The 18,167-nt window shown below is 66.9% G+C and carries 16 protein-coding genes; 9 read left to right on the top strand and 7 right to left on the bottom strand.

The genetic code is table 11. The annotated features are described in order from the left end of the window. Window positions 1-117: 117 nt before the first annotated feature. The 4 genes from GUI70_RS08585 to pyrE form a co-directional block, all read right to left on the bottom strand. Window positions 118-783 carry a response regulator gene (locus GUI70_RS08585; protein ID WP_161881891.1) on the bottom strand — a complete coding sequence of 222 codons (666 nt, stop codon included), beginning with the start codon at window positions 781-783 and terminating at the stop codon, window positions 118-120. Next, window positions 780-1,712 (bottom strand): DUF4097 family beta strand repeat-containing protein, encoded by a 933-nt coding sequence (locus GUI70_RS08580; protein WP_161881890.1) that lies wholly within the window; start codon window positions 1,710-1,712, stop codon window positions 780-782. Before GUI70_RS08580 ends, GUI70_RS08585 begins: the two co-directional genes overlap by 4 nt. After that, on the bottom strand, window positions 1,709-3,427 hold the full coding sequence (locus GUI70_RS08575; RefSeq protein ID WP_161881889.1) for a sensor histidine kinase: 1,719 nt from the start codon (window positions 3,425-3,427) through the stop codon (window positions 1,709-1,711). Before GUI70_RS08575 ends, GUI70_RS08580 begins: the two co-directional genes overlap by 4 nt. A 68-nt stretch (window positions 3,428-3,495) precedes the next feature. Next, window positions 3,496-4,077, bottom strand: coding sequence for an orotate phosphoribosyltransferase (gene pyrE, locus GUI70_RS08570; RefSeq protein WP_161881888.1), 582 nt, complete (start codon window positions 4,075-4,077; stop codon window positions 3,496-3,498). 34 nt (window positions 4,078-4,111) lie between these two features. Between pyrE and GUI70_RS08565 the strand changes: the two genes are divergently transcribed. Next, window positions 4,112-4,609: a P-loop NTPase family protein gene (locus GUI70_RS08565; RefSeq protein WP_237724792.1), complete on the top strand. Its 498-nt coding sequence runs from the start codon at window positions 4,112-4,114 to the stop codon at window positions 4,607-4,609. 64 nt (window positions 4,610-4,673) lie between these two features. On the opposite strand, the gene ndk is transcribed toward GUI70_RS08565, so the two are convergent. Further along, window positions 4,674-5,090, bottom strand: coding sequence for a nucleoside-diphosphate kinase (gene ndk / locus GUI70_RS08560; RefSeq protein WP_161881887.1), 417 nt, complete (start codon window positions 5,088-5,090; stop codon window positions 4,674-4,676). A gap of 85 nt (window positions 5,091-5,175) precedes the next feature. Here ndk and GUI70_RS08555 point away from each other — a divergent pair, with 85 nt between their 5' ends. Together GUI70_RS08555 and GUI70_RS08550 are read left to right on the top strand one after the other, a co-directional pair. Continuing rightward, a complete protein-coding gene (locus GUI70_RS08555) occupies window positions 5,176-7,194 on the top strand; it encodes an ABC transporter permease (protein WP_161881886.1) in 2,019 nt (672 codons plus the stop codon). Continuing rightward, window positions 7,191-8,102 (top strand): ABC transporter permease, encoded by a 912-nt coding sequence (locus GUI70_RS08550; protein WP_161881885.1) that lies wholly within the window; start codon window positions 7,191-7,193, stop codon window positions 8,100-8,102. Before GUI70_RS08555 ends, GUI70_RS08550 begins: the two co-directional genes overlap by 4 nt. A gap of 205 nt (window positions 8,103-8,307) precedes the next feature. Here the strand turns inward: GUI70_RS08550 and GUI70_RS08545 are convergent, their stop codons facing one another. Next, a complete protein-coding gene (locus GUI70_RS08545) occupies window positions 8,308-11,163 on the bottom strand; it encodes an EAL domain-containing protein (RefSeq protein WP_161881884.1) in 2,856 nt (951 codons plus the stop codon). A 263-nt stretch (window positions 11,164-11,426) separates the two neighbouring features. Here GUI70_RS08545 and murA point away from each other — a divergent pair, with 263 nt between their 5' ends. From murA to queA, 6 genes are all read left to right on the top strand, one after another. After that, complete coding sequence (gene murA / locus GUI70_RS08540) at window positions 11,427-12,710, top strand: UDP-N-acetylglucosamine 1-carboxyvinyltransferase (protein WP_161881970.1); 1,284 nt, start codon at window positions 11,427-11,429, stop codon at window positions 12,708-12,710. Window positions 12,711-12,825: 115 nt separating this feature from the next. Next, window positions 12,826-13,464, top strand: coding sequence for a hypothetical protein (locus GUI70_RS08535; RefSeq protein ID WP_161881883.1), 639 nt, complete (start codon window positions 12,826-12,828; stop codon window positions 13,462-13,464). 92 nt (window positions 13,465-13,556) lie between these two features. Next, window positions 13,557-14,405, top strand: a complete 849-nt coding sequence (locus GUI70_RS08530) for an META domain-containing protein (protein ID WP_161881882.1) — start codon at window positions 13,557-13,559, stop codon at window positions 14,403-14,405. Between the two features lie 88 nt (window positions 14,406-14,493). Beyond that, the gene (locus GUI70_RS08525) at window positions 14,494-15,237 is read left to right on the top strand and encodes an AIM24 family protein (protein ID WP_161881881.1); all 744 of its coding nucleotides are present in this window, start codon (window positions 14,494-14,496) and stop codon (window positions 15,235-15,237) included. Between the two features lie 295 nt (window positions 15,238-15,532). Beyond that, window positions 15,533-16,075, top strand: coding sequence for a LabA-like NYN domain-containing protein (locus tag GUI70_RS08520; RefSeq protein WP_161881880.1), 543 nt, complete (start codon window positions 15,533-15,535; stop codon window positions 16,073-16,075). Window positions 16,076-16,080: 5 nt separating this feature from the next. After that, window positions 16,081-17,124 (top strand): tRNA preQ1(34) S-adenosylmethionine ribosyltransferase-isomerase QueA, encoded by a 1,044-nt coding sequence (gene queA / locus GUI70_RS08515; protein ID WP_161881879.1) that lies wholly within the window; start codon window positions 16,081-16,083, stop codon window positions 17,122-17,124. Here the strand turns inward: queA and GUI70_RS08510 are convergent. Next, window positions 17,121-18,113, bottom strand: a complete 993-nt coding sequence (locus GUI70_RS08510) for a GNAT family N-acetyltransferase (protein ID WP_161881878.1) — start codon at window positions 18,111-18,113, stop codon at window positions 17,121-17,123. The genes queA and GUI70_RS08510 overlap by 4 nt on opposite strands. Window positions 18,114-18,167 lie beyond the last annotated feature (54 nt).

Below are 18,167 nucleotides of genomic sequence, written 5' to 3'. Positions count from 1 at the left end.
TGACAGGCCGCCAGCAGCAGGGCAGGCTCAGGGCGGCGAGGAATCGAGCGAAATTTGAGGAAGATGAAATCACCATGAAATTTTACCAGACCCGGCGGTGGTCGAGTAGCGCGCTCCTCATGCCAGCGTCGCCAGTCCCGCTTTCAGCGCATAGAGTGCGGCCTGGGTGCGGCTTTCCAGCTCCAGTTTGCTCAGAATGCGCGACACGTGGGTCTTGACGGTGGGTTCACCCACGCCCAGCTCATCGGCCATGCGGCGGTTGCTGTGGCCGCGCGCGATAAGCTGCAAGATCAGCACTTCGCGTGCCGTCAGGTGCTCACGCATCTCGGGCGTACGAAAGTCACGCACCAGCCGGGTGGCTGCCTCGGGGTGCAGGTAGACCTCGCCCCTGGAGGCGTGGTGAATGGCCGTGAGCAGCATCTCGCTGGACGCGTCCTTGAGCAGGTAGCCGGTGGCTCCGGCCTGAATGGCGGCGTTGACGTTGTGCTCTTCCAGGGCGCTGGTGAGGGCCAGCACCTCCACGTCCGGCTGGGCGGCGCGAATCCGCCGGGTGGCTTCCACGCCGCCCATCACCGGCATCATCAGGTCCATGATGACCACGTCGGGGCAAAGCCGGGCGGACTGCTCCACCGCTTCCTGGCCGTTGCGGGCCTCACCAACGATCTCCAGCGCGTCGTCGAGCGAGAGAAACATCTTCAGCCCCTGGCGCACCACGTCGTGGTCGTCGACCAGCAGCAGGCGAATCGGGGCAGGCTCAATCGGGGCAGGCTCAGGTGTGGTCATGGTGACACTCCAGTGGTATTCAGCGCGTTGACGTTCAGGGAGCCGCCTGCGAGTTCGAGGCGGGCGGTGAGGACAGGGCCGCCAGGCTGGCCCGTCTGAAGATAGCGGCGGGCCTGGCGGTTCTGAGCTGGGACAGCTCGGAAGCTGGCAGGCAGCGTCAGGTCGGCGGGAGAGGACGGGCCGCTAAGCGTGACCGTGAGATTGATCTGTGCCGAGGGCGGCACGTTGAGGGTGATGTTGCCGCTCTCGCTGGTGGCGTCCAGCGTGGTGCGGGCGTCGCCCGGCGGCAGCGTCAAGTCCAGGCCGCCCCCGGTGCTGCGAACATCGAGCTGCGGCGTGCCGTGCTGCGGCAGGCTGGCCCGTAGCGCTCCGTTGTCGCCGACGAACGTCAATTGCTCGATGTTCAGCTCCCGCAGATCGAGGTCGCTGTCGTCCGCCGGGTGCTGGAGGTCCAGGGTCAGGGCAACGCGCCGGGGCAAGGCCAGGCGCAGCGTGCCGGGCAGGCCGCTGTGGGCGTCGAGCTGAAGCACCAGCGGCCAGGCGCGCAGATGGCGGCTGAGGGTCAGGGCCAGATCACGGGTCGGATTGTTGCCGGAGGAAGTGTCCTCGGAAAGCGGCGGCGCTGGCTTGAGCCGCAGTTCGTCCTGGCGGCTGGCGCTGAGCTGGGCGCTGAGGCCCGGCACGCTGCTGCTCACCAGCTTCAAGCTGTGGCTGAGGTCTGGCGGTAGGGTCAGACTCAGCCGCCGCACGCCGGTCAGCGGCTGCTGAACGCGCGAGGACTGGGCGCTCAGGAGGCTGAGATCGTGGCGCTGCAAGCTGGCGATGAACAGCCCCCCCAGCACCGTCAGGATGCCCAGCGTGACCGACACCCGCAGCAAGGCCGCTGGCAGCGACCAGTGCGGAAACGGTGAGCTGCGCGGCGGCGTCATGCCTGCACCGATGCGCGGCTGGGGGCCGGGGGCCGTTCGGCTGGTGCGCCCACCCGCAACGTCAGGGTGGTGCCTGCGCCGGGGGCGCTCTCCAGCGTCAGGTGTGCGCTAATCAGCGCCGCGCGCTCGCGCATGCTTTTGAGGCCCAGGCTGCCGGGCCGGGTCTGGGCCGGATCAAAGCCCTGGCCGTCGTCACGGACTTGCAGTATCCAGCCTGCGCTGCCGGGCAGCAGACTCAAGCTGAGCTGCCCGGCGCGGGCATGCTTGACGGCGTTGTGGGTCGCTTCCTGGGCCACCCGGTAGAGCGTGCCCTTGATCTCGCTGCTCAGCGGAGGCTCAGCGGGCGCGTCGAACTGCACCGCGAGCTGGTAGCGCAGCCGCAGCATCTCGGTGAGGCGAGATAAGGCCGGAACCAGGCCACCCTCCTCCAGCGCGTCGGGGCGCAGGGCGAACAGCAGGGCGCGCATCTCGGCGCTGGCTCCGTCAGCGAGGTTCACGGCAAAGTCGAGGCTCTCGGCGGCCCGCAGCGGGTTCTTGTCGATCAGCGCGCGGGCGCTGCGGGCGGCCAGCGACACCCCGTAGAGCGCCTGGGCCACGCTGTCGTGCAGCTCGCGGGCCAGCCGGACGCGTTCCTGCTCGCCGCCCTGCATCTGGGCCTGATCGATGAGGCGGGCGGTGTCGGCGGCGCTGGCCGCCTGATCGGTCACGGCGGCCCAGAACTGAATTTCGCGGCTGCCCGGCGGCGCGTCGTAGACGGCCTGCAGCGTACCCAGCACCTCGCCGCGCGCGGAGACGGCCAGCGACAGCACCTGCTGGCCGCCGATGCGGCTCAGCGTGTCGCGTCCGCTCAGCGGCGGGTCACTGGCCTGCTCGTTCGGCAGCCCGGCAGGCCAGTCGCCCAGCGCCGCCGTGACCGATTCTGCCGTGCCCCGACTCACCGTGATGCGCGCCCTCTGGGCCGAGGTGGCGCTCAGCGAGAGCCGCAGCAACTCGCCCAGCGTTTCTTCCAGGCTGCCCGCAAAGGCGACGGTGGCCGCGCCCGCCCGCAACGCCGCCACCTCGCGCACCGCCGAGGCGTGCTCGCCGTACTCGGTCAGCAGACCGTAACTGACGACCATCCAGGCGCGGGCCAGCAAATTGAGGCTGCTGACGCCCAGCATCACCACGAAAAAGCCGCAAAGGGCCAGCAGCAGCAGTGAAGTGCGGTTCAGCCCGTAGACCTGATCGCCCAGCGCCAGCGGCAGGTTGAGTGCGGGAAAGAAATGCAGCGCGGCGGGCAGCGCCATCAGGCCCAGCCCGCCCAGCAGCGTCCCGCCCACCCAGAGGCTGCTGAACACCGCGAACGGCAGTTTCAGCACGCTGTAGAGCAGCACCTTGTAGGTGTTGGCCTCGGTCAGGCGAGCGCGCAGCCAGGGCCACCCCCTCGGCGGGCGGGTCGGCGCGGCGCGGCTGAGGTTCACGTTCAGCAGGGCGCTGCCGAGGGCGCGGTCGAGGTTGGCCAGCCCGCCCAGCGCCCAGCCGCCCAAGAGCAGCAGCGGCACGCCCAGCAGCAGCGGCGAGAGGGCCGCGCCCAGGACCGCTGCCGCCAGTGCCAGCGCGGTGACGACGCTCAGCAGCGCCGCCAACACGAAGTACAGCAGATGGCGGTAGGTGGCGGCCCCGAACAGCTCAGAGAAGTAGCCGCTCGCCCGCGTGTGTGCCCCGACCCTGCCCATGCACCCAGCTTAGAGGACCGCGCGGGAGCAGGCGTCCCCACAAAGGTGGAGCCTGCACGGGCGGATGGCTAGATCTCCTGCAACTCTCGCTCAGCCAGCCACGCGGGCACGTCGTCAGGCGGATAGGTCTCGAAGTACAGGTGCAGCAGCGAGGTCAGCGGGTAGCGTTCCAGCGGCCCCACCGCCTTGCGGCGGTCCACGATGCAGGCCAGGCCCAGGCAGGTCGCGCCGTAGCTCTCGGCGGCCCGCACCGCCTTCAGCACGCTGCCGCCGGTGGTCAGCACGTCCTCGACCGCCACGAACGTCTGCCCCGGCGTGACGCTGAAGGCCTCGCGGATCTTCATGCCGCCCTGTCCGTCCTTCTCGGCGAACAGCGCCCGTGTGCCGAGTTGCTTGGCGACCTCGTAGGCCAGCACCACGCCGCCCATCGCCGGGCCGATGACGAAATCGGGCGTCGGGTGGGCGGCGCGCAACTTCTCGGCCAGCACCGCGCCGAGCCGGGCGGTGTGCTGGGGGTATTGCAGCAGGGTGGTCGATTGCAGGAAGTACGGCGAGTGCCGCCCCGACGCCAGCAGGAACCGGCCCTCGTGCAGCGCCCCGGCTTCCTTGTAGAGCGCCAGCACGTCGGGTGGGGGAGAGGATTCGGACATGGGGGGAGTATAGCCGGGCGGTAGAGTGGTACCGATGATGCGGCGGGTGATGGTTCTCGGCAGCCCCGGCGCGGGCAAAAGCACTTTCGCTCAGCGGCTTGCGCAGACGACAGGGCCGCCGCTCATTTACCTTGACGATCTGTACTGGTTCCTAGGCTGGGTCAGGCCTGAGCAAGCAATCTGGCAAGCCCAGATGCAGGCCGCCACTGCGCCGGAGCGCTGGATTCTGGATGGCAACAATGCGGACACACTGAAGATTCGCGCCGAACAGGCCGATACTGCCGTCGTGCTGGTGTATTCACGCTGGCTGTGCCTCTTTCGTGCCGTGACCCGCGCGCTGCTGCACCGCCGACTCAACGCCAAGCACCTCGGTAAAGAACCGCTGGACTGGGCATTCCTACGCTTCATCTGGACCTTTCCCCAGCTGGGTGCGCAGCAGCTTGAACAGCTCAGGGAGACGCCGAAACTCCAGGTCGTCGTGCTCAGAAATGCCCTGGACGCCAGGGCATTTCTGAAACAGCTGTCTTCTTAGACCTGTCCCCATAAAAGAAAGCCGCCCCCGACCCGGCGAGCGACTTTCTTGAGCTCCCTTCTTCTTACTTCAGCAGTTCGCCCTCGCCAAAAAACAGCTTCAGCTCGCGCTCGGCGCTCTCCGGGCTGTCGGAGCCGTGCGTCACGTTCTCGCCGGTGGTGGTGGCGAAGTCGGCGCGGATACTGCCGGGTGCGGCGTTGGCCGGGTTGGTCGCGCCCATCATGCCGCGCCAGCCGAGAATGGCGTTCTCGCCTTCCAGGGCGATGGCCACCACCGGGCCGCCGGTAATGAACTCGACCAGCTCGCCGAAGAAGGGGCGCTCCTTGTGCTCGGCGTAGTGGCTCTCGGCGGTCTCGCGGCTGATCATCATCTGCTTGAGGCCCACCACGCGGTAGCCCTTGCGCTGAATACGGGCGAGAATTTCGGACGTCAGGCCCCGGCGCACACCGTCGGGCTTGATCATGGCAAAGGTTCGTTCCATAGCCGCAGCAGTGTAGCAGGTGAGATCGGCGCGGCGTAAGGCGGCGCGGCTGACACCCCCCGGAAATGGCCCCTAGAATGGGCCAATGTCTGACCCTGTGAGGCCCTCACCGCTGGCAGCGCGGCTGAGCCTGATTTTCATCGTGCTGGCGCTCGTCGGCTTGTTTCTGTTTCCCTACGGCACCCTCAGCCGCAACTTCAACGCCCAGTCGCTGCTGCAACGGTTTCCCGGCGGCCTGACCAACTTCGTCGGCTCGCCGTTCGAGAATCTGCCGAACGTCAGTGCCGCCCTGCTGACCGGCTGGGGCACGCTGCTGCTGCTGGCGCTCAGCTTGTTCGCGGCGCTGCGGCGCGCCCGCTGGCTGTGGATCGCCGGGCTGCTCACGCTGCTGCTGGGCGCAGCGGCCATCGTCGTGTTCAATTCGGCCCTGAGCGCGTCGGTGGCTGAGCTGATCGCCAAAGGGGTGCGCGCCCGGCGCATTCCCTGGACCTCGGGCGGCATGCACCTGGGTCTCTTCTTGCCGCTGCTGGCCGGGGGGGTGAGCTTGTTCGCGGGCCTGAGCATGTGGCCGAGCTGGTGGGAGCGGCTCAACCGGCTGCGCGGCCTGCTGGTCCCGTTGTCGGCCATCGCGCTGGCGGTGGCGGTGGGGGCGCTGGTGGTGCTCATCGTGCAGCCGGTCCCCAGCGGCCTGAACCGTGCCCTCTCGGTTGGCGAGCTGCTGACCGGCAAGCTGGACGTGGTGTGGTACGTCTACACCACTTTGTTTGCCCCGGTCACCAATCTCAACGGGCTGTTCGATTCGCTCAAACTCGCCACCCCGCTGATCTTCGCCGGGCTGGGGGTGGCCTTCGGCTTCCGGGCAGGCCTGTTCAACATCGGCGGTCCTGGCCAGCTCACGGCGGGCGGCATCGGGGCCATGCTGGTGGGTGTCTACGCGCCGCTGCCGCCCGCGCTGCTGCTGCCCGCCACGGTGCTGGCCGCAGCAGTGGGCGGGGCCATCTGGGGCGCGATTCCGGGCTTGCTCAAGGCCCGCTTCGGCTCCAGCGAAGTGATCAATACCATCATGCTCAACTACATCGCCTCGGCCATCTTCATCTTTCTGATCGGCAACAGCACCTTTCCGCTGCTGGGTAAAACCTATACCCTGCCGTTCAAGGCCCCCGGCTTCGAGGCCAAGAGCCTGGACTTCCAGCCGGGCGCGCGCCTGGCCTCCATCGCCGACCTGATCAGTTTCAACCGGGGTGAGGCCGCCTACTTCTCGCTGGGGCCGGTGCTGGCGCTGCTGGTGTTCGGGGCGCTCTATTTCGGCTTGCGGCGCATCAAGGCGCGGCTGTGGATCGCCCTTACCGCCGCCGCCATCGTGGGGTTCGTCACCTGGAAGACGGTGGGCATTCCGGTGGTCGGCAGCTTCAGTGCCAGCCGCCTCAACACCTCGTTTTTGATCGCGCTCGTCTGCGCCGTGCTGATGGGTGTGCTGCTGTGGCGCACCTCGGCGGGCTACGCGCTGCGGGCGGTGGGCCTCAGCCCGGCGGCAGCCGAGTACGGCGGCATCAGCGTCGGCAAGAACGTGATTCTGGCGATGACCCTGTCGGGTGCGCTGATCGGCCTGGGAGCCACCCACTACACCATGGGCGGCGCGCTCGACGAATTCCGGCTCAAGGCCAACATGCCGGTCAACGTGGGCTTCGACGGCATCGCGGTGGCCCTGATGGGCCAGAGCACGCCCGGCGGGGTGGTCGCCGCCGCGATTCTGTTCGGCACCGTCGATACTGGTGGCGTGAACGTGGACCGGGTGCTCGACAAAGTCAACAAGGACATCGTGACGGTCCTCAAGGCCCTGATCGTGCTGTTTATCGCGGCGGGCGGTTTCCTGAGTCGGCGCATCACCGACCCGCCGCCCCCGCAGCTCGTCAAGGCGGTGGACGCTGCGGGCAGCGACGACAGCGCCCACCTGACCCCTGGCCAGGCGGCCCGTGAGGCCAAAACACCAGTGCCGAACGTGGGCCGCAGCAGCGAGGTCATCTCGCAGGACATGCTCGGCGGCGACGTGGTGGCCGAGGAAAATACAGACAAGATCCAGCTCGACAAGGAGAGAGAATCGTGAGCGCCTTCTTTGCCGCGCTGCTGAGCGTGACCTTTGCCGGAATCTTTATCCGCTCCACCGTGCCGCTGCTGCTGACGGCGCTGGGCGGGCTGTATTCCGAGCGCAGCGGGGTGGTCAACATCGCCCTGGAGGGCCTGATCATCTTCGGCGCGCTGGCCGGGGCCATCATCACCAAGACGCTCGACGGTCCGCTGGGGGCGGCCGCGCCCTGGGTCGGCTGGCTCGGCGGGATGGTGGTGGGCGGCTTCATCGCCTGGATTCACGCCGTGCTCAGCATCAAGTACCGCGCCGATCAGGTCATCTCCGGCACCGCCATCAATCTGCTGGCGACCGGGGTGCCGCCTGTCGTTCTGACTGCCCTCTACGATTCGAGCACCGAGAGTCCCGCCGTCGATCATCCGTTGCCGCTGTGGGGCATAGGTGACCTCAAATTCAGCCCCCCGGTGTACTTCGCGCTGATCGCGGTGGCCGTCACCTGGTATGTCATGTACCGCACCCCCTACGGTCTGCGGCTGCGGGCCAGTGGCGAGCATCCCGGCGCGGCGTCGAGCATGGGTGTCAATGTCCGGGCCATGCGTTACAGCGCCGTGATTTTGTCGGGCGTTCTGGCAGGCACGGCGGGCGTCTTCCTGAGCATCGGCAACCTCGAAGCCTACGTGCGCAACATTAGCGCGGGAGCCGGGTTCATCGCTCTGGCAGCTCTCATCTTCGGACAGTGGAAGCCGCTGGGCGTACTGGCGGCCACCTTGCTGTTCGGGTTTCTGCAGGCCCTCTCGATTCAGCTCGGCGGCGGCAATCTGCTGCCCAGCAGCTTGGTGCAGGCCCTGCCGTACCTGATCACGGTGCTGGCCCTGATCTTCACGGGCCGCAGCCGCGCGCCCAGGGCAGTGGGCAAGCCGCTCGACTGAGTGCCCGGCTGGAGACCTGTTGCCAACCAGACCGGAGTGCGGCCCAGCGCCGTGCTCCGGGCTTTGTCTGGCTCGGGCCTTTGACCGGCAGGCGTTTTTTCCTCCTCCCGCTTCCTGGGGAGAAAGAACTGTCGTCAGCAGCACCTCCATAGGGCGAGCCTGCCTACTGGTTGGGTCAACAGTTATTTCTTGACCAGAATCCCAGTCACGGGGTCCTAGCGCTGCACTCCTGCCGCCACAGCTGGGTGGCCTCGGCGGGGCTGAGGGCTGGGGCGAACAGGAAGCCCTGGCCCTCCGTGCAGCCCAGGTCCAGCAAGCTGCGGCGCTGCTGCTCGGTTTCCACCCCCTCGGCGACGACCCCCAGCTTGAGGGCCTTGGCCAGCGCCAGAATCGCTTGCACGACGCTGTGGCTAGCCGGAGCGCGGCCCAGGTTGTCGAGGTTGTCCACGAAGCGGCGGTCGATCTTCAGGGCCGTCAGGTCGAAGTGGTGCAGCGAGGCCAGTGACGAGTAGCCGGTGCCGAAATCGTCAACCTGCACGCCCACACCCAGCTCGCGCAGTGCCGAGATAGTGGGGTCGGCGCTGTCCTGCAACATGGCTCCCTCGGTAATTTCCAGATTGAGGCCGCACGCCTGGGCACCACTTTTGTTGATGGCCCGCTGCACCTGCTTGACCAGATCGGTCTGCTGAAACTGCGGCGGCGAGAGGTTGATGTTGAGGCTGACCGGCTCGCCTGCCTGCTGGCCCTGGAGGCGTTGCCACTCGCTGAGCTGGGCACAGGCGGTTTCCAGCACCCACTGGCCCAGCGGCCAGATCAGCCCGGTTTCCTCGGCCACGCTCAGAAACTCGTCCGGCTTGATCTCGCCCAGTTCCGGATGAAACCACCTCGCCAGCGCCTCGAAACCCAGAATTCGTTTGTCCGAGAGGCGCACCACCGGCTGATAGAACAACTGCAACTGGCGCGTTTCCAGGGCCGATCTCAGTTCGGATTCGATATGCAGCCGCCGTACGGCGCGGGTGTGCAGACTGCGGTCAAAAACCCGGTACGCTGAACTCGCCCGCGTTTTCTGGCGGTGCTTACTCTCGTACATGCCCAAGTCGGCGTCGCGCAGCACCTCACCGGGTTCGGCGTAATCGGGGTGGCCCAGCGCGATACCGATACTGATGCTCAAGCGCAGCTGGTAGCTGCCGACCGAGAGCGGCGTGTCGAGCGCCTTGATCAGTCGGCGGGCCAGCTGCTCGGCGTCGGCCGGGCTGCCGCGCAGCAACACGGCGAATTCGTCGCCGCCCATGCGAGAGAGCAGCGCCCCGGTCGGCACGCTGGCGGCCAGCCGCCGGGCCAGTTCGATGAGCAACTGATCACCGACCCGGTGGCCCAGACTGTCGTTGATGATCTTGAATCGGTCCACGTCGAGAAACAGCACAGCGTACGGTTGTCCCCGCTGCTGCGCGCGGTCGAGGTGATCTTGCAAGCGGCGCTCGAAGAGACTGCGGTTGGCCAGCCCGGTCAGCGGGTCGTGTTGCGCTTCGAAAGCCAGGCGCTGCTCGATGAGCCAGCGCTCCCCGATATCGCGCGATGTGGACTGCCAGTGCTCCTGGGATGGCCCGTGGTCCGGGTCGAGCGGCACCGGGGCGCTGCTGGTCTCGAACCACAGCCAGTGGCCCTCCAGGTGGCGCAGCCGCAGCCGCAAGCGCTCGCGCTGCCCTGCTCGCCGCCAGCGCCGCAGGGTGCTTTCCAGCTCGGCCCGGTCGTCCGGGTGAATGAAGTCGCGCGGCCGTGCGCCCAGCATGGCCTCCGGCGCGTAGCCCAGCAGCGCCGTGACCGAGGGACTGACGTAGGTGACCCGTCCGTTCGGAGCGTGCAGGCACACCAGATCGGTCATGCTCTCGGCCAGCAGGCGGTAGCGCGCTTCACTCAGGCGAGCGGTTTCGAGCAGCTGAGCGCGCTCCAGCGCTTGCCCGAGCTGCGCAGCCACCTCGGTCATCAGTTCCAGGTCGCGTCTCAGCAGCACCACGCCGTCCACGCTCTCCACGTTCAGTGTGCCGACCACCTGGCCCTGGGCATGCAGCGGCACCGTCACCTCGCTGGTGACATTTTCGGACAAGCCCAGAAAAGCGCGCTCCAGCCTTACATCCCCGATCAGCTCGGCCTGGTTGCTGCGAACGACCCGGCCCATGACGCCCTGCGAGATGGGAACCCGGTCAAGCACCTGGCGGTAGCCGATCTGATGTTGCAAGACCAAGCAGGGTTCAGACTCTGCCTCGGCCCCGCTGATCTTCCCGGTGAGCGACGGCCCGCCATACGGCCTGTCGAGCAGATAGACGCTGACCTGGGTGTAGCCGAAGGCCTGAGCGATGGACGCATTGACCGACGTTATGATGTCGTTAATCGTCACCTCACGGCTCAGGGCATTGCGGACCTGATGGAGCAGCGCCAGCTCGCGGGCTTGCCGGGCGATCTCGTCGTAGAGCCGCTGGTCGCGTGCCTGGGCAGCAGCGCGCTCGGCATCCAACCGCACCCGCTGAACCGCGCTGCCGAGATGCTGGCAGAGAATCTGCATCAGCCGCAGGTCTTCTTCGTCCAGCACGGCTTCGGTGGTTTCGATATTCAGCAGTCCCGCGAGCCTGTAGCCGTCGTGCAGCGGCAAGCAGAGCTGACTGATAACGCCTTGCCGGTACAGCTGATAGTCCGGGTCCTGGTCCACGTCGCTGACCAGCGCCGCTTCACCGCTGCGGGCCACCCGGCCGAGAATGCCGAAATCGAGCGGGTAGGTCGTTCCCCCGGTACTGTAGCGGCCCTCGCCCGCATACCCGAAGCTGACCTGCGGCTTGATCTGGTTGTCCTCGATCAGCAGGAGGCTGACCAGCGGATACCCGAAGACCTGCTGAATGGCCGCTGTGATGTCGTAAAACAGCTCCGGCAGCGCTGAAGTCCGGGCCAGCGTGTCTCTGATCCTGCCGAGAAACACGAGGGCGCGCTCCTGAGGCCCACCGCTGTCTGCCGGATACGCAGGCGGCGACGGAGCGCCAGGCGAACGCTGGTGGTCGGGCGACGGCTTCACTGGCCCTCCAGTATGGGGCCTGAGTCTCACAGTGGTCTGACGTAACGGGCTGGCCAAGGCCCTGGGCTGCACCCGGCCCCGGCCGTGCCGGACCGTACTAGACTTTTCACGGCAGTACTAGACTCACCGTGAGTAAGGTGTGTAAGATGCAACAGAAGAGAACGCGCTGAGCTTGATTGAACAGTGCCAACACCAAACACTGCCCCTTCCTCCCTAGCTTCCCCTCCGGCCTCTGCGGGCCGTCAGAAAAAAGGACATTCATGCTGCAAGTCACGCCTTTGCATATCACCGGTGGCCGCTCCCTCAGCGGCGAATTTGCGGTTCAGCCCAGCAAGAACGCCGCGCTGCCGATTATCGTGGCGGCCCTGCTGAGCCGGGAGCCGGTGACGCTGCACGGGATTCCGCGCTTGTCCGACATCTACACCATTCTGGACATCGTGGGCCACCTCGGCGCGCAGCACGCCTGGGTCGGCCCCAACAGCGTGACCCTGCACACCCCGGAAATTCTCAACACTGCTGCGCCCTACGCCCTGGTCAGCAAAATGCGCGCCAGCTTCATCGTGATGGGATCGCTGATCGCCCGCGCCGGGGAAGCCACCGTCAGCATGCCCGGCGGCTGCGCATTCGGCTACCGCCCGGTCGATCAGCACGTCAAGGCGTTTCAGGCGCTGGGTGTGGACATGAACGAGGAAGGCGGCAACTTCACGGCGCAGCGCCCCCGTCCGCTGGGCGGCTCGTACGTCTTCGAGATGCTCACCGTGGGCGCGACCCAGAACGCCATTCTGGCGGCCACGCTGGGCAGCGGTCAGGTAACCCTGGAAAATGCCAGCATCGACACTGACGTCGTGGACATGATCAATTTCCTCAACTCGCTGGGGGCCGACATTCGCGGCGCGGGCACCAATACCATCACGGTGCAGGGTGTCGGATCGCTGCGCGGCGGCGAGTACCACATCATTCCCGACCGCATCGAGGCCGGGACCATTATGCTGGCCGCTGCCGCCACCCGCAGCAACATCACCCTGACCGGCGTGCGTCCCGCGCACCTGCGAGCCGTCAGCATGAAACTGATGGAAATGGGTGTTTCCATCAGCGAGTCCGACGACATCATGACGGTGGACGCCACCCGCGCCGTCTTGAAGGCCACCAACGTCACCGCCCTGGAGTTTCCCGGCTTTCCCACCGACGTGCAGCCGCAGATGAGCGCCCTGCTGGCCACCGTGCCCGGCACCAGCGTGGTCGTCGACAAGATCTACCCCGATCGCCTGACCCACGTGGTCGAACTCAAGCGCATGGGCGCGCAGATCACTGTCAGTGAGCACACCCAGATCATTCAGGGCGGGCATGTTCACGGCGCACACGTCAAGGCCGCCGACATCCGCGCCGGGGGCGCGCTGGTGGTCGCTGCACTCGCCGCCGAGGGCGAGACCATCATCGACGGCATGCAGTACATCAACCGCGGCTACGAGCGCTTCGCCGAGCGGCTGCGCGGTCTGGGCGCGCTGGCCACCCAGTCGGAACTGACCCTCGCCAGTGCGATGGACTGAAATACCTTCAGGGGTAAGCAAAAGGGGCCGGGAATGATTTCCTGGCCCTTTTGCCGTTGACGGGGTTCGGCCCTGCGACGCGCGAACCTTGAGATGGATAGACTGCTGGCCAGTTATGCTGCCGCCTGTTCTTCAGAATCTGCTCGACTACTACCGCCCGCTCTGCACCTTCTCGCACGGCTGGCCGGGGGGCGGCGAATCGCTGCTGGCTCCCGGCACCAATTTGCTGGGCGCGAACGCGGCGTACCTGCCGGATAACGCGGGCGAAAGTGTGCTGTCGGCGGCCAAGGACTGGGCCGAGCAACACGAGCTGCCGCCGCTGCGGGTGCGGCTCGGGTCGGCGGGCGACGCGGGCACGCTGCGGGTGGGTGTCTGGCAGACAACAGCTGGACCGGGTGCTCTTCAGATCGAGCAGACCTCGCGCCTGCACCTGCCGCGCTGGGCTGGTGTGCTGGCTGAGGCCTACGGTCAGCCGGAATGGGCCACGCCAGTGGCCCGGCACCTGGCCACGCGGCTCGAACAGCTGCCCGACGCTGCGTTGCTGCTGGCCTACGCGGGCCACGAGGCGGTGGGGGCACTGCTGTGGCAGCCGGGCGGCGCGCACCTGTGGGGCACGCTCGACGCGGCCGTGGACGCGCCGCTGCTGAACGCTGCCGGCGAACTGAGCGGGGGAGAGCTGAGCGTCAGCTTGCCAGATTCGTCGCCGCTGAGCGTCGTGGGCGAGCAGACGGTGGGGTTCGGGCGGCTCGCTTGAATCTCGCCTCAGAATCACCTGGTAACTGTTGATGAGGACCGCCCAAGCCTCCCGGTCATCCACCCGTCACCTCTGTTCGTCACACTGAGCGCATGACCCGTTCACGTTTGCTGCTCCCGCTGCTGGCCCTGGCCCTCGGCACGTCCAGCCCGCTGTCGTTCAGTCTGGCCCAAACCGCTGCGCCGGTGACCCAGCCCGGCACTTTCACTGCGCCCACCACCGCCGCGCCCGACAACAGCGTACCGATCGGCGGCTACAGTCTGGTGTCGTTGACCGAGAACGGCCAGACGACCCGGCCCGGCAGCGCCGCCGTGCGCCCCACCCTCAGCTTCGACGGCAAGCGGGCGACCGGGTTGAGCGGCTGCAATAATTTCGGCGGCTCGTACGTGGCCCGCCAGAACGTGCTGCGCTTCGGCAACCTGGCGTCCACCCTGCGGGCCTGCCCGGACTATCAGGACGGTCTGGAAGCCCAGTACCTCAAGCTGCTGCGCCGGGTCAACCGCTTTGAGATCAGTGGCACGCCCGGCAACCAGACCCTGACGCTGTTTTCCGGCAGCGCCGACAGCCTGGTGTTCGGGCAGAGCGTGGGCACGGGCGAGGTGGCGACGGTGGGGATTCGCAGCAAGTACGACGGCACCTGGGTGCTGACGCGTGCGCCCGCCGGGCTAACGATTTCACCCGATGCCCGCGCCACCCAGTTCACTCTGCGCGGTATTGAGATCAGCGGTTTCGACGGCTGTAACCAGTTCAGCGCCAAGGCCAACACCTCCAGTGGCCGTTTGACCTTCGCCGGGCCGGTCACGTCCACCAAAGTCGCCTGCCCACCGCAGTTCGCCAACCTTGCGCCGCTGCTGACTGCCGGAGCCGCCGCCAGCGTGCAGGGCACGACCCTCACGCTGGTGGGCACGGGCGGCGAGCAGTGGATCTTTAGCAAGCGCTAAGCCGCTGGGCTGGGCGCGGGGCCGGGTGATTAGTGGTCACGGCCCCGCGCCTTCATCCTGGCTTGATTTTTGAAATGTAAACTGGGCCATGATTCCTGACCTACCCAATCCGGCGGAGATTGACGGTGAAGCCAAGAGCGGCATGAACTACCGGATTTTCGGCACCATCCAGCCGACCCTGATCGTGGACATCAGCAGTCGGCACGGGATGTTCAGCGACGCGGGCGGCATGTCGTGGATGAGCGCCACTGTCGAGATGAACACCAGCCTGAACGGCGGCGGGGGCGGTGGACTGCTCTCCGGCCTGGCCCGGATGGTGGGCGGCGGCACGCTGTTTCTGGTCCATTTCACCACCCGCAGCGAGGGGCAGATCGCCTTTGCCACTGACTTTCCCGGCAAGATCGTGCCGCTCGATCTGGCTCCCGGCGAGAGCATCATCATGCACAAGCATGCGTTTCTGGCGGCGGAAGCGGGCGTGACGCTGGCCGTGACCTTTACCCGCCGTTTTGGGGCCGGTCTGGTCGGCGGCGACGGCTTCGTGCTGCAAAGTGTGACCGGCCCCGGCATGGCCTTCGCCGAACTCGACGGAGACGCCATCGAGTACCACCTGGCGGCGGGCGAGACGCTGCTCGTCGAGCCCGGCCACGTCGCCATGTTCGAGCAGAGCGTCACCTTCGACGTCCAGATGATGAAGGGCCTGCGCAACATCATCTTCTCCGGCGAGGCACTGTTTTTTGCTCGATTGTCGGGGCCGGGGCGGGTGTGGCTCAACAGCATGTCGGCCAGCAAGGTGGCCCACCGCATCGGGGAGTACCTGCCCAAAGGCAGTTGAGAGCTGGCATATGGCCGCACCTCGCGCGGCGGAGCTTAGAGCATCTGTCATGAAAATACGTCTATTTTTATGACCGAGCGTAGCGAGTGAAAGACGTGCTGGAGCAGATGGAAGTGGCGTGGGTGGGGTGCGCTACCCGCACACGGAACGGACAAATGCTCTAGGATGTGGGGCGGTGAAGGCCACCGACTGTTTCGGCGGGCGGCACCGCGCCGCTTGCGCCCTTGCTTTCATTTTCAGGGCACTATCTCCCCGCTGCCCCGTTCCTTTTTGAGAATGTCCCCTTTGGAGAACCATGCACTACGTTGTTCACAAACCCAGAATCGGTCTGTTTATCGATACCCAGAACCTCTACCACTCGGCGCGCGATCTGGCCGACCGCACCGTCAATTTCGAGACGCTGCTCAATATGGCCCGGCAAGACCGCGAACTCGTTCACGCCATCGCCTACACCGTCGAGAAGGACGGCGAGAGCACCTCGCGCCCGTTCATCTACAAGCTCTCGGCGCTGGGCTACAAGGTGCGGCGCATGACGCTGAGCCTGCACCACGTCACCGACGGAGGCAAACCCATCTGGGAAGGCAACTGGGACATGGGCATGGTGGCCGACATGGTCCGAATGATGGACCACCTGGACATCATCGTGCTGGGCAGCGGCGACGGCGACTTCACCGACATTGTGGAACTCCTGCAGGAGCGCGGCAAGCGGGTGGAGGTGATCGCCTTTCGCGAACACACTGCCCAGAAACTGATCGACGCCGCGGATAAGTTTACCCACCTGCCGGACGTGGACGAGGCCCTGATGCCTGCCCGCGTGCCCAAGCCCGCGCCGGTCTGAGCCGCGTGTCTGCGCCGGAATCTGCCGACGCGGTGCTGGCGCGGCTGAATTTTGGACTGCCCGAATCGCGCATTGCCCAGACGGGGGCCGAGCCGCGCGACAGCAGCAAGCTGATGGTGGTGGGGGAGAGCCTCCAGCACCGAATCTTCAATGAGTTACCTGAGCTGCTGCGCTCCGGCGACCTGCTGGTGTTCAACCAGTCGCGGGTCATTCCCGCCCGCGTGATGGCCCGCAAGCCGCTGGTCAACAGGCAGGGTGGTGGACTGATCGAGGTGCTGCTGCTGCGCGAGGAGGCGACGAATCTCTGGAGCGCTTACCTCAAACCCGCTCGCCGCGCCGGGAAGGAGCTGTGGCTCGGCGACCATAAGGCGGAAGTCGTCGGTGTGCTGGACGACGGCGCGCGCCTGCTGCGCTTCGAAACCGATCTCAAGCCGCACCTCGACGAGATCGGCCGCCTGCCGCTGCCACCCTACATCGCGGCGGGCGACGACCGGGTGTGGCGTGAGCGCTACCAGACCGTCTACGCCCGCGACGACGGCAGCGTGGCCGCGCCCACCGCCGGACTGCACTTCACGCCGAAATTGCTGGCCCGCCTGGATGAGCGCGGCGTCGAGCAGGCCCACGTGACCCTGCACGTCGGAGCCGGAACCTTCAAGCCGGTGCAGGGCAGCGTGGCCGACCATGTGATGCACGCCGAGCGCTATGCGGTGACCCCGGCAACGGCGGCGGCCATCAACCGGGCCAGGGCCGAGGGGCGGCGGGTGGTGGCGGTCGGCACCACCACCGTCCGCACCCTGGAGAGTGCCTGGGACGGCCAGCAGGTGCAGGCAGGCGAGGGAGACACCCGCATCTTCATCACGCCCGGCACGCCGGTCAACGTGCCGGACCTGCTGATCACCAACCTGCATCTGCCAGGCAGCACGCTGCTGCTGCTGGTGGCGGCCTTCGCGGGCGAGGCGCGGATCAGGGCGGCTTACGACGCGGCGCTGGCGGGCGACTACAGGTTCTACAGCCTGGGCGACGCGATGCTCCTAGAAAATCAGCGCTAGTTCGGCGCTCCCAGTTCTCGCCGCAGTCCCACCCGCGCCCGCTCCCGCACGAAGCCCAGCTGTTCGTTGATCGTCAGCATCGGCACGTTGCCCGCATGGTTGCTGGTGTTGGCCGCCGCCCAGCCTCGCGCTTTGGCCCGCGCCGCCGCTGTGAGCTTGAGCAGCCAGGCCCCGCCGAGGCCCCGCCACTCGCGCCTCACGCCGGTCAGACCCTGGTGCAGTGTGCCGGGCCGTGTCGGATCGGGCCGGTAGAGTTCGCAGACACCGATCCACTCCTGCTGCGGGCTGAGCAGGACAAAAAAGCCCTGCGCGTCGAAGTCGGGGGCGTTCAGAATTCGTTCTCGCCAGATCTCAAACGGCCAGGGTGTAATCGGCTCGCTGAACGGCACTTCCGAGAGCAGATGAACCATCAGAGCGTAGAGGCGGCGCTGCGGCGTTTCACTCTCCAGATCGGCCACTTCGGCAATCGGCAAGACCCTCAGCCCCGCCGCCTGCGCCCGCTCGGTGTGACGCTGAAATCCGTTCGGATCGAAGGTGCGCAGATCCAGCGTGCTGGTCCACATCCGCTCGTGTTCGGTGAAGTCGTGTGCCCGGAAGACTTCCTCCTGCCACTCACCTTCCATCACTGTGGCCAGGAGCACGCACCCGCCTTGAGGCAACTGGGCTTCGGCGCGGCGCAGCAGTTCGCCCGGCAAGTCGCTCCGAAGCCAGTCGGGATGCAGGCTGAGGCTCAGGGCGTACCAGCCGGGTTTATCGTGCGACCTCGGCACCTGCGTTTCAGCCAAGCCGATGAGCTGGCCGCCCACACGGGCCAGCGTCAGCGCGTGGTGCTGCCCGGCGGGGCGCTGCTCGTCACCACGGCGGAGTGCCTCGCCGGTGTGGGCACTGTGAGGTTCGGCCAATGTCAGGAACGTTGCCCACTCGTCGTAAAGCTGGTCGGTCAGGAGCAGCTGAGGGCGCAGTACTTCCCAGATCACATAAGGGTCCATGGCCCAGTCTGCCGACTTCGTGGCACGGCGGCATCTGCCATCTGGCGCAGAGCG

The organism is Deinococcus alpinitundrae, assembly GCF_009982895.1.
GTDB lineage: Bacteria > Deinococcota > Deinococci > Deinococcales > Deinococcaceae > Deinococcus > Deinococcus alpinitundrae.
This window is presented reverse-complemented; position numbering and strand designations above follow the sequence as displayed.

Bases quoted from the DNA above. Each gene is read 5' to 3' on its own strand.
- GUI70_RS08585 (WP_161881891.1), bottom strand. From the start codon at position 783: ATGACCACACCTGAGCCTGCCCCGATTGAGCCTGCCCCGATTCGCCTG.
- GUI70_RS08580 (WP_161881890.1), bottom strand. From the start codon at position 1,712: ATGACGCCGCCGCGCAGCTCACCGTTTCCGCACTGGTCGCTGCCAGCG.
- GUI70_RS08575 (WP_161881889.1), bottom strand. From the start codon at position 3,427: ATGGGCAGGGTCGGGGCACACACGCGGGCGAGCGGCTACTTCTCTGAG.
- pyrE (WP_161881888.1), bottom strand. From the start codon at position 4,077: ATGTCCGAATCCTCTCCCCCACCCGACGTGCTGGCGCTCTACAAGGAA.
- GUI70_RS08565 (WP_237724792.1), top strand. From the start codon at position 4,112: ATGATGCGGCGGGTGATGGTTCTCGGCAGCCCCGGCGCGGGCAAAAGC.
- ndk (WP_161881887.1), bottom strand. From the start codon at position 5,090: ATGGAACGAACCTTTGCCATGATCAAGCCCGACGGTGTGCGCCGGGGC.
- GUI70_RS08555 (WP_161881886.1), top strand. From the start codon at position 5,176: ATGTCTGACCCTGTGAGGCCCTCACCGCTGGCAGCGCGGCTGAGCCTG.
- GUI70_RS08535 (WP_161881883.1), top strand. From the start codon at position 12,826: ATGCTGCCGCCTGTTCTTCAGAATCTGCTCGACTACTACCGCCCGCTC.
- GUI70_RS08530 (WP_161881882.1), top strand. From the start codon at position 13,557: ATGACCCGTTCACGTTTGCTGCTCCCGCTGCTGGCCCTGGCCCTCGGC.
- GUI70_RS08525 (WP_161881881.1), top strand. From the start codon at position 14,494: ATGATTCCTGACCTACCCAATCCGGCGGAGATTGACGGTGAAGCCAAG.
- GUI70_RS08520 (WP_161881880.1), top strand. From the start codon at position 15,533: ATGCACTACGTTGTTCACAAACCCAGAATCGGTCTGTTTATCGATACC.
- GUI70_RS08510 (WP_161881878.1), bottom strand. From the start codon at position 18,113: ATGGACCCTTATGTGATCTGGGAAGTACTGCGCCCTCAGCTGCTCCTG.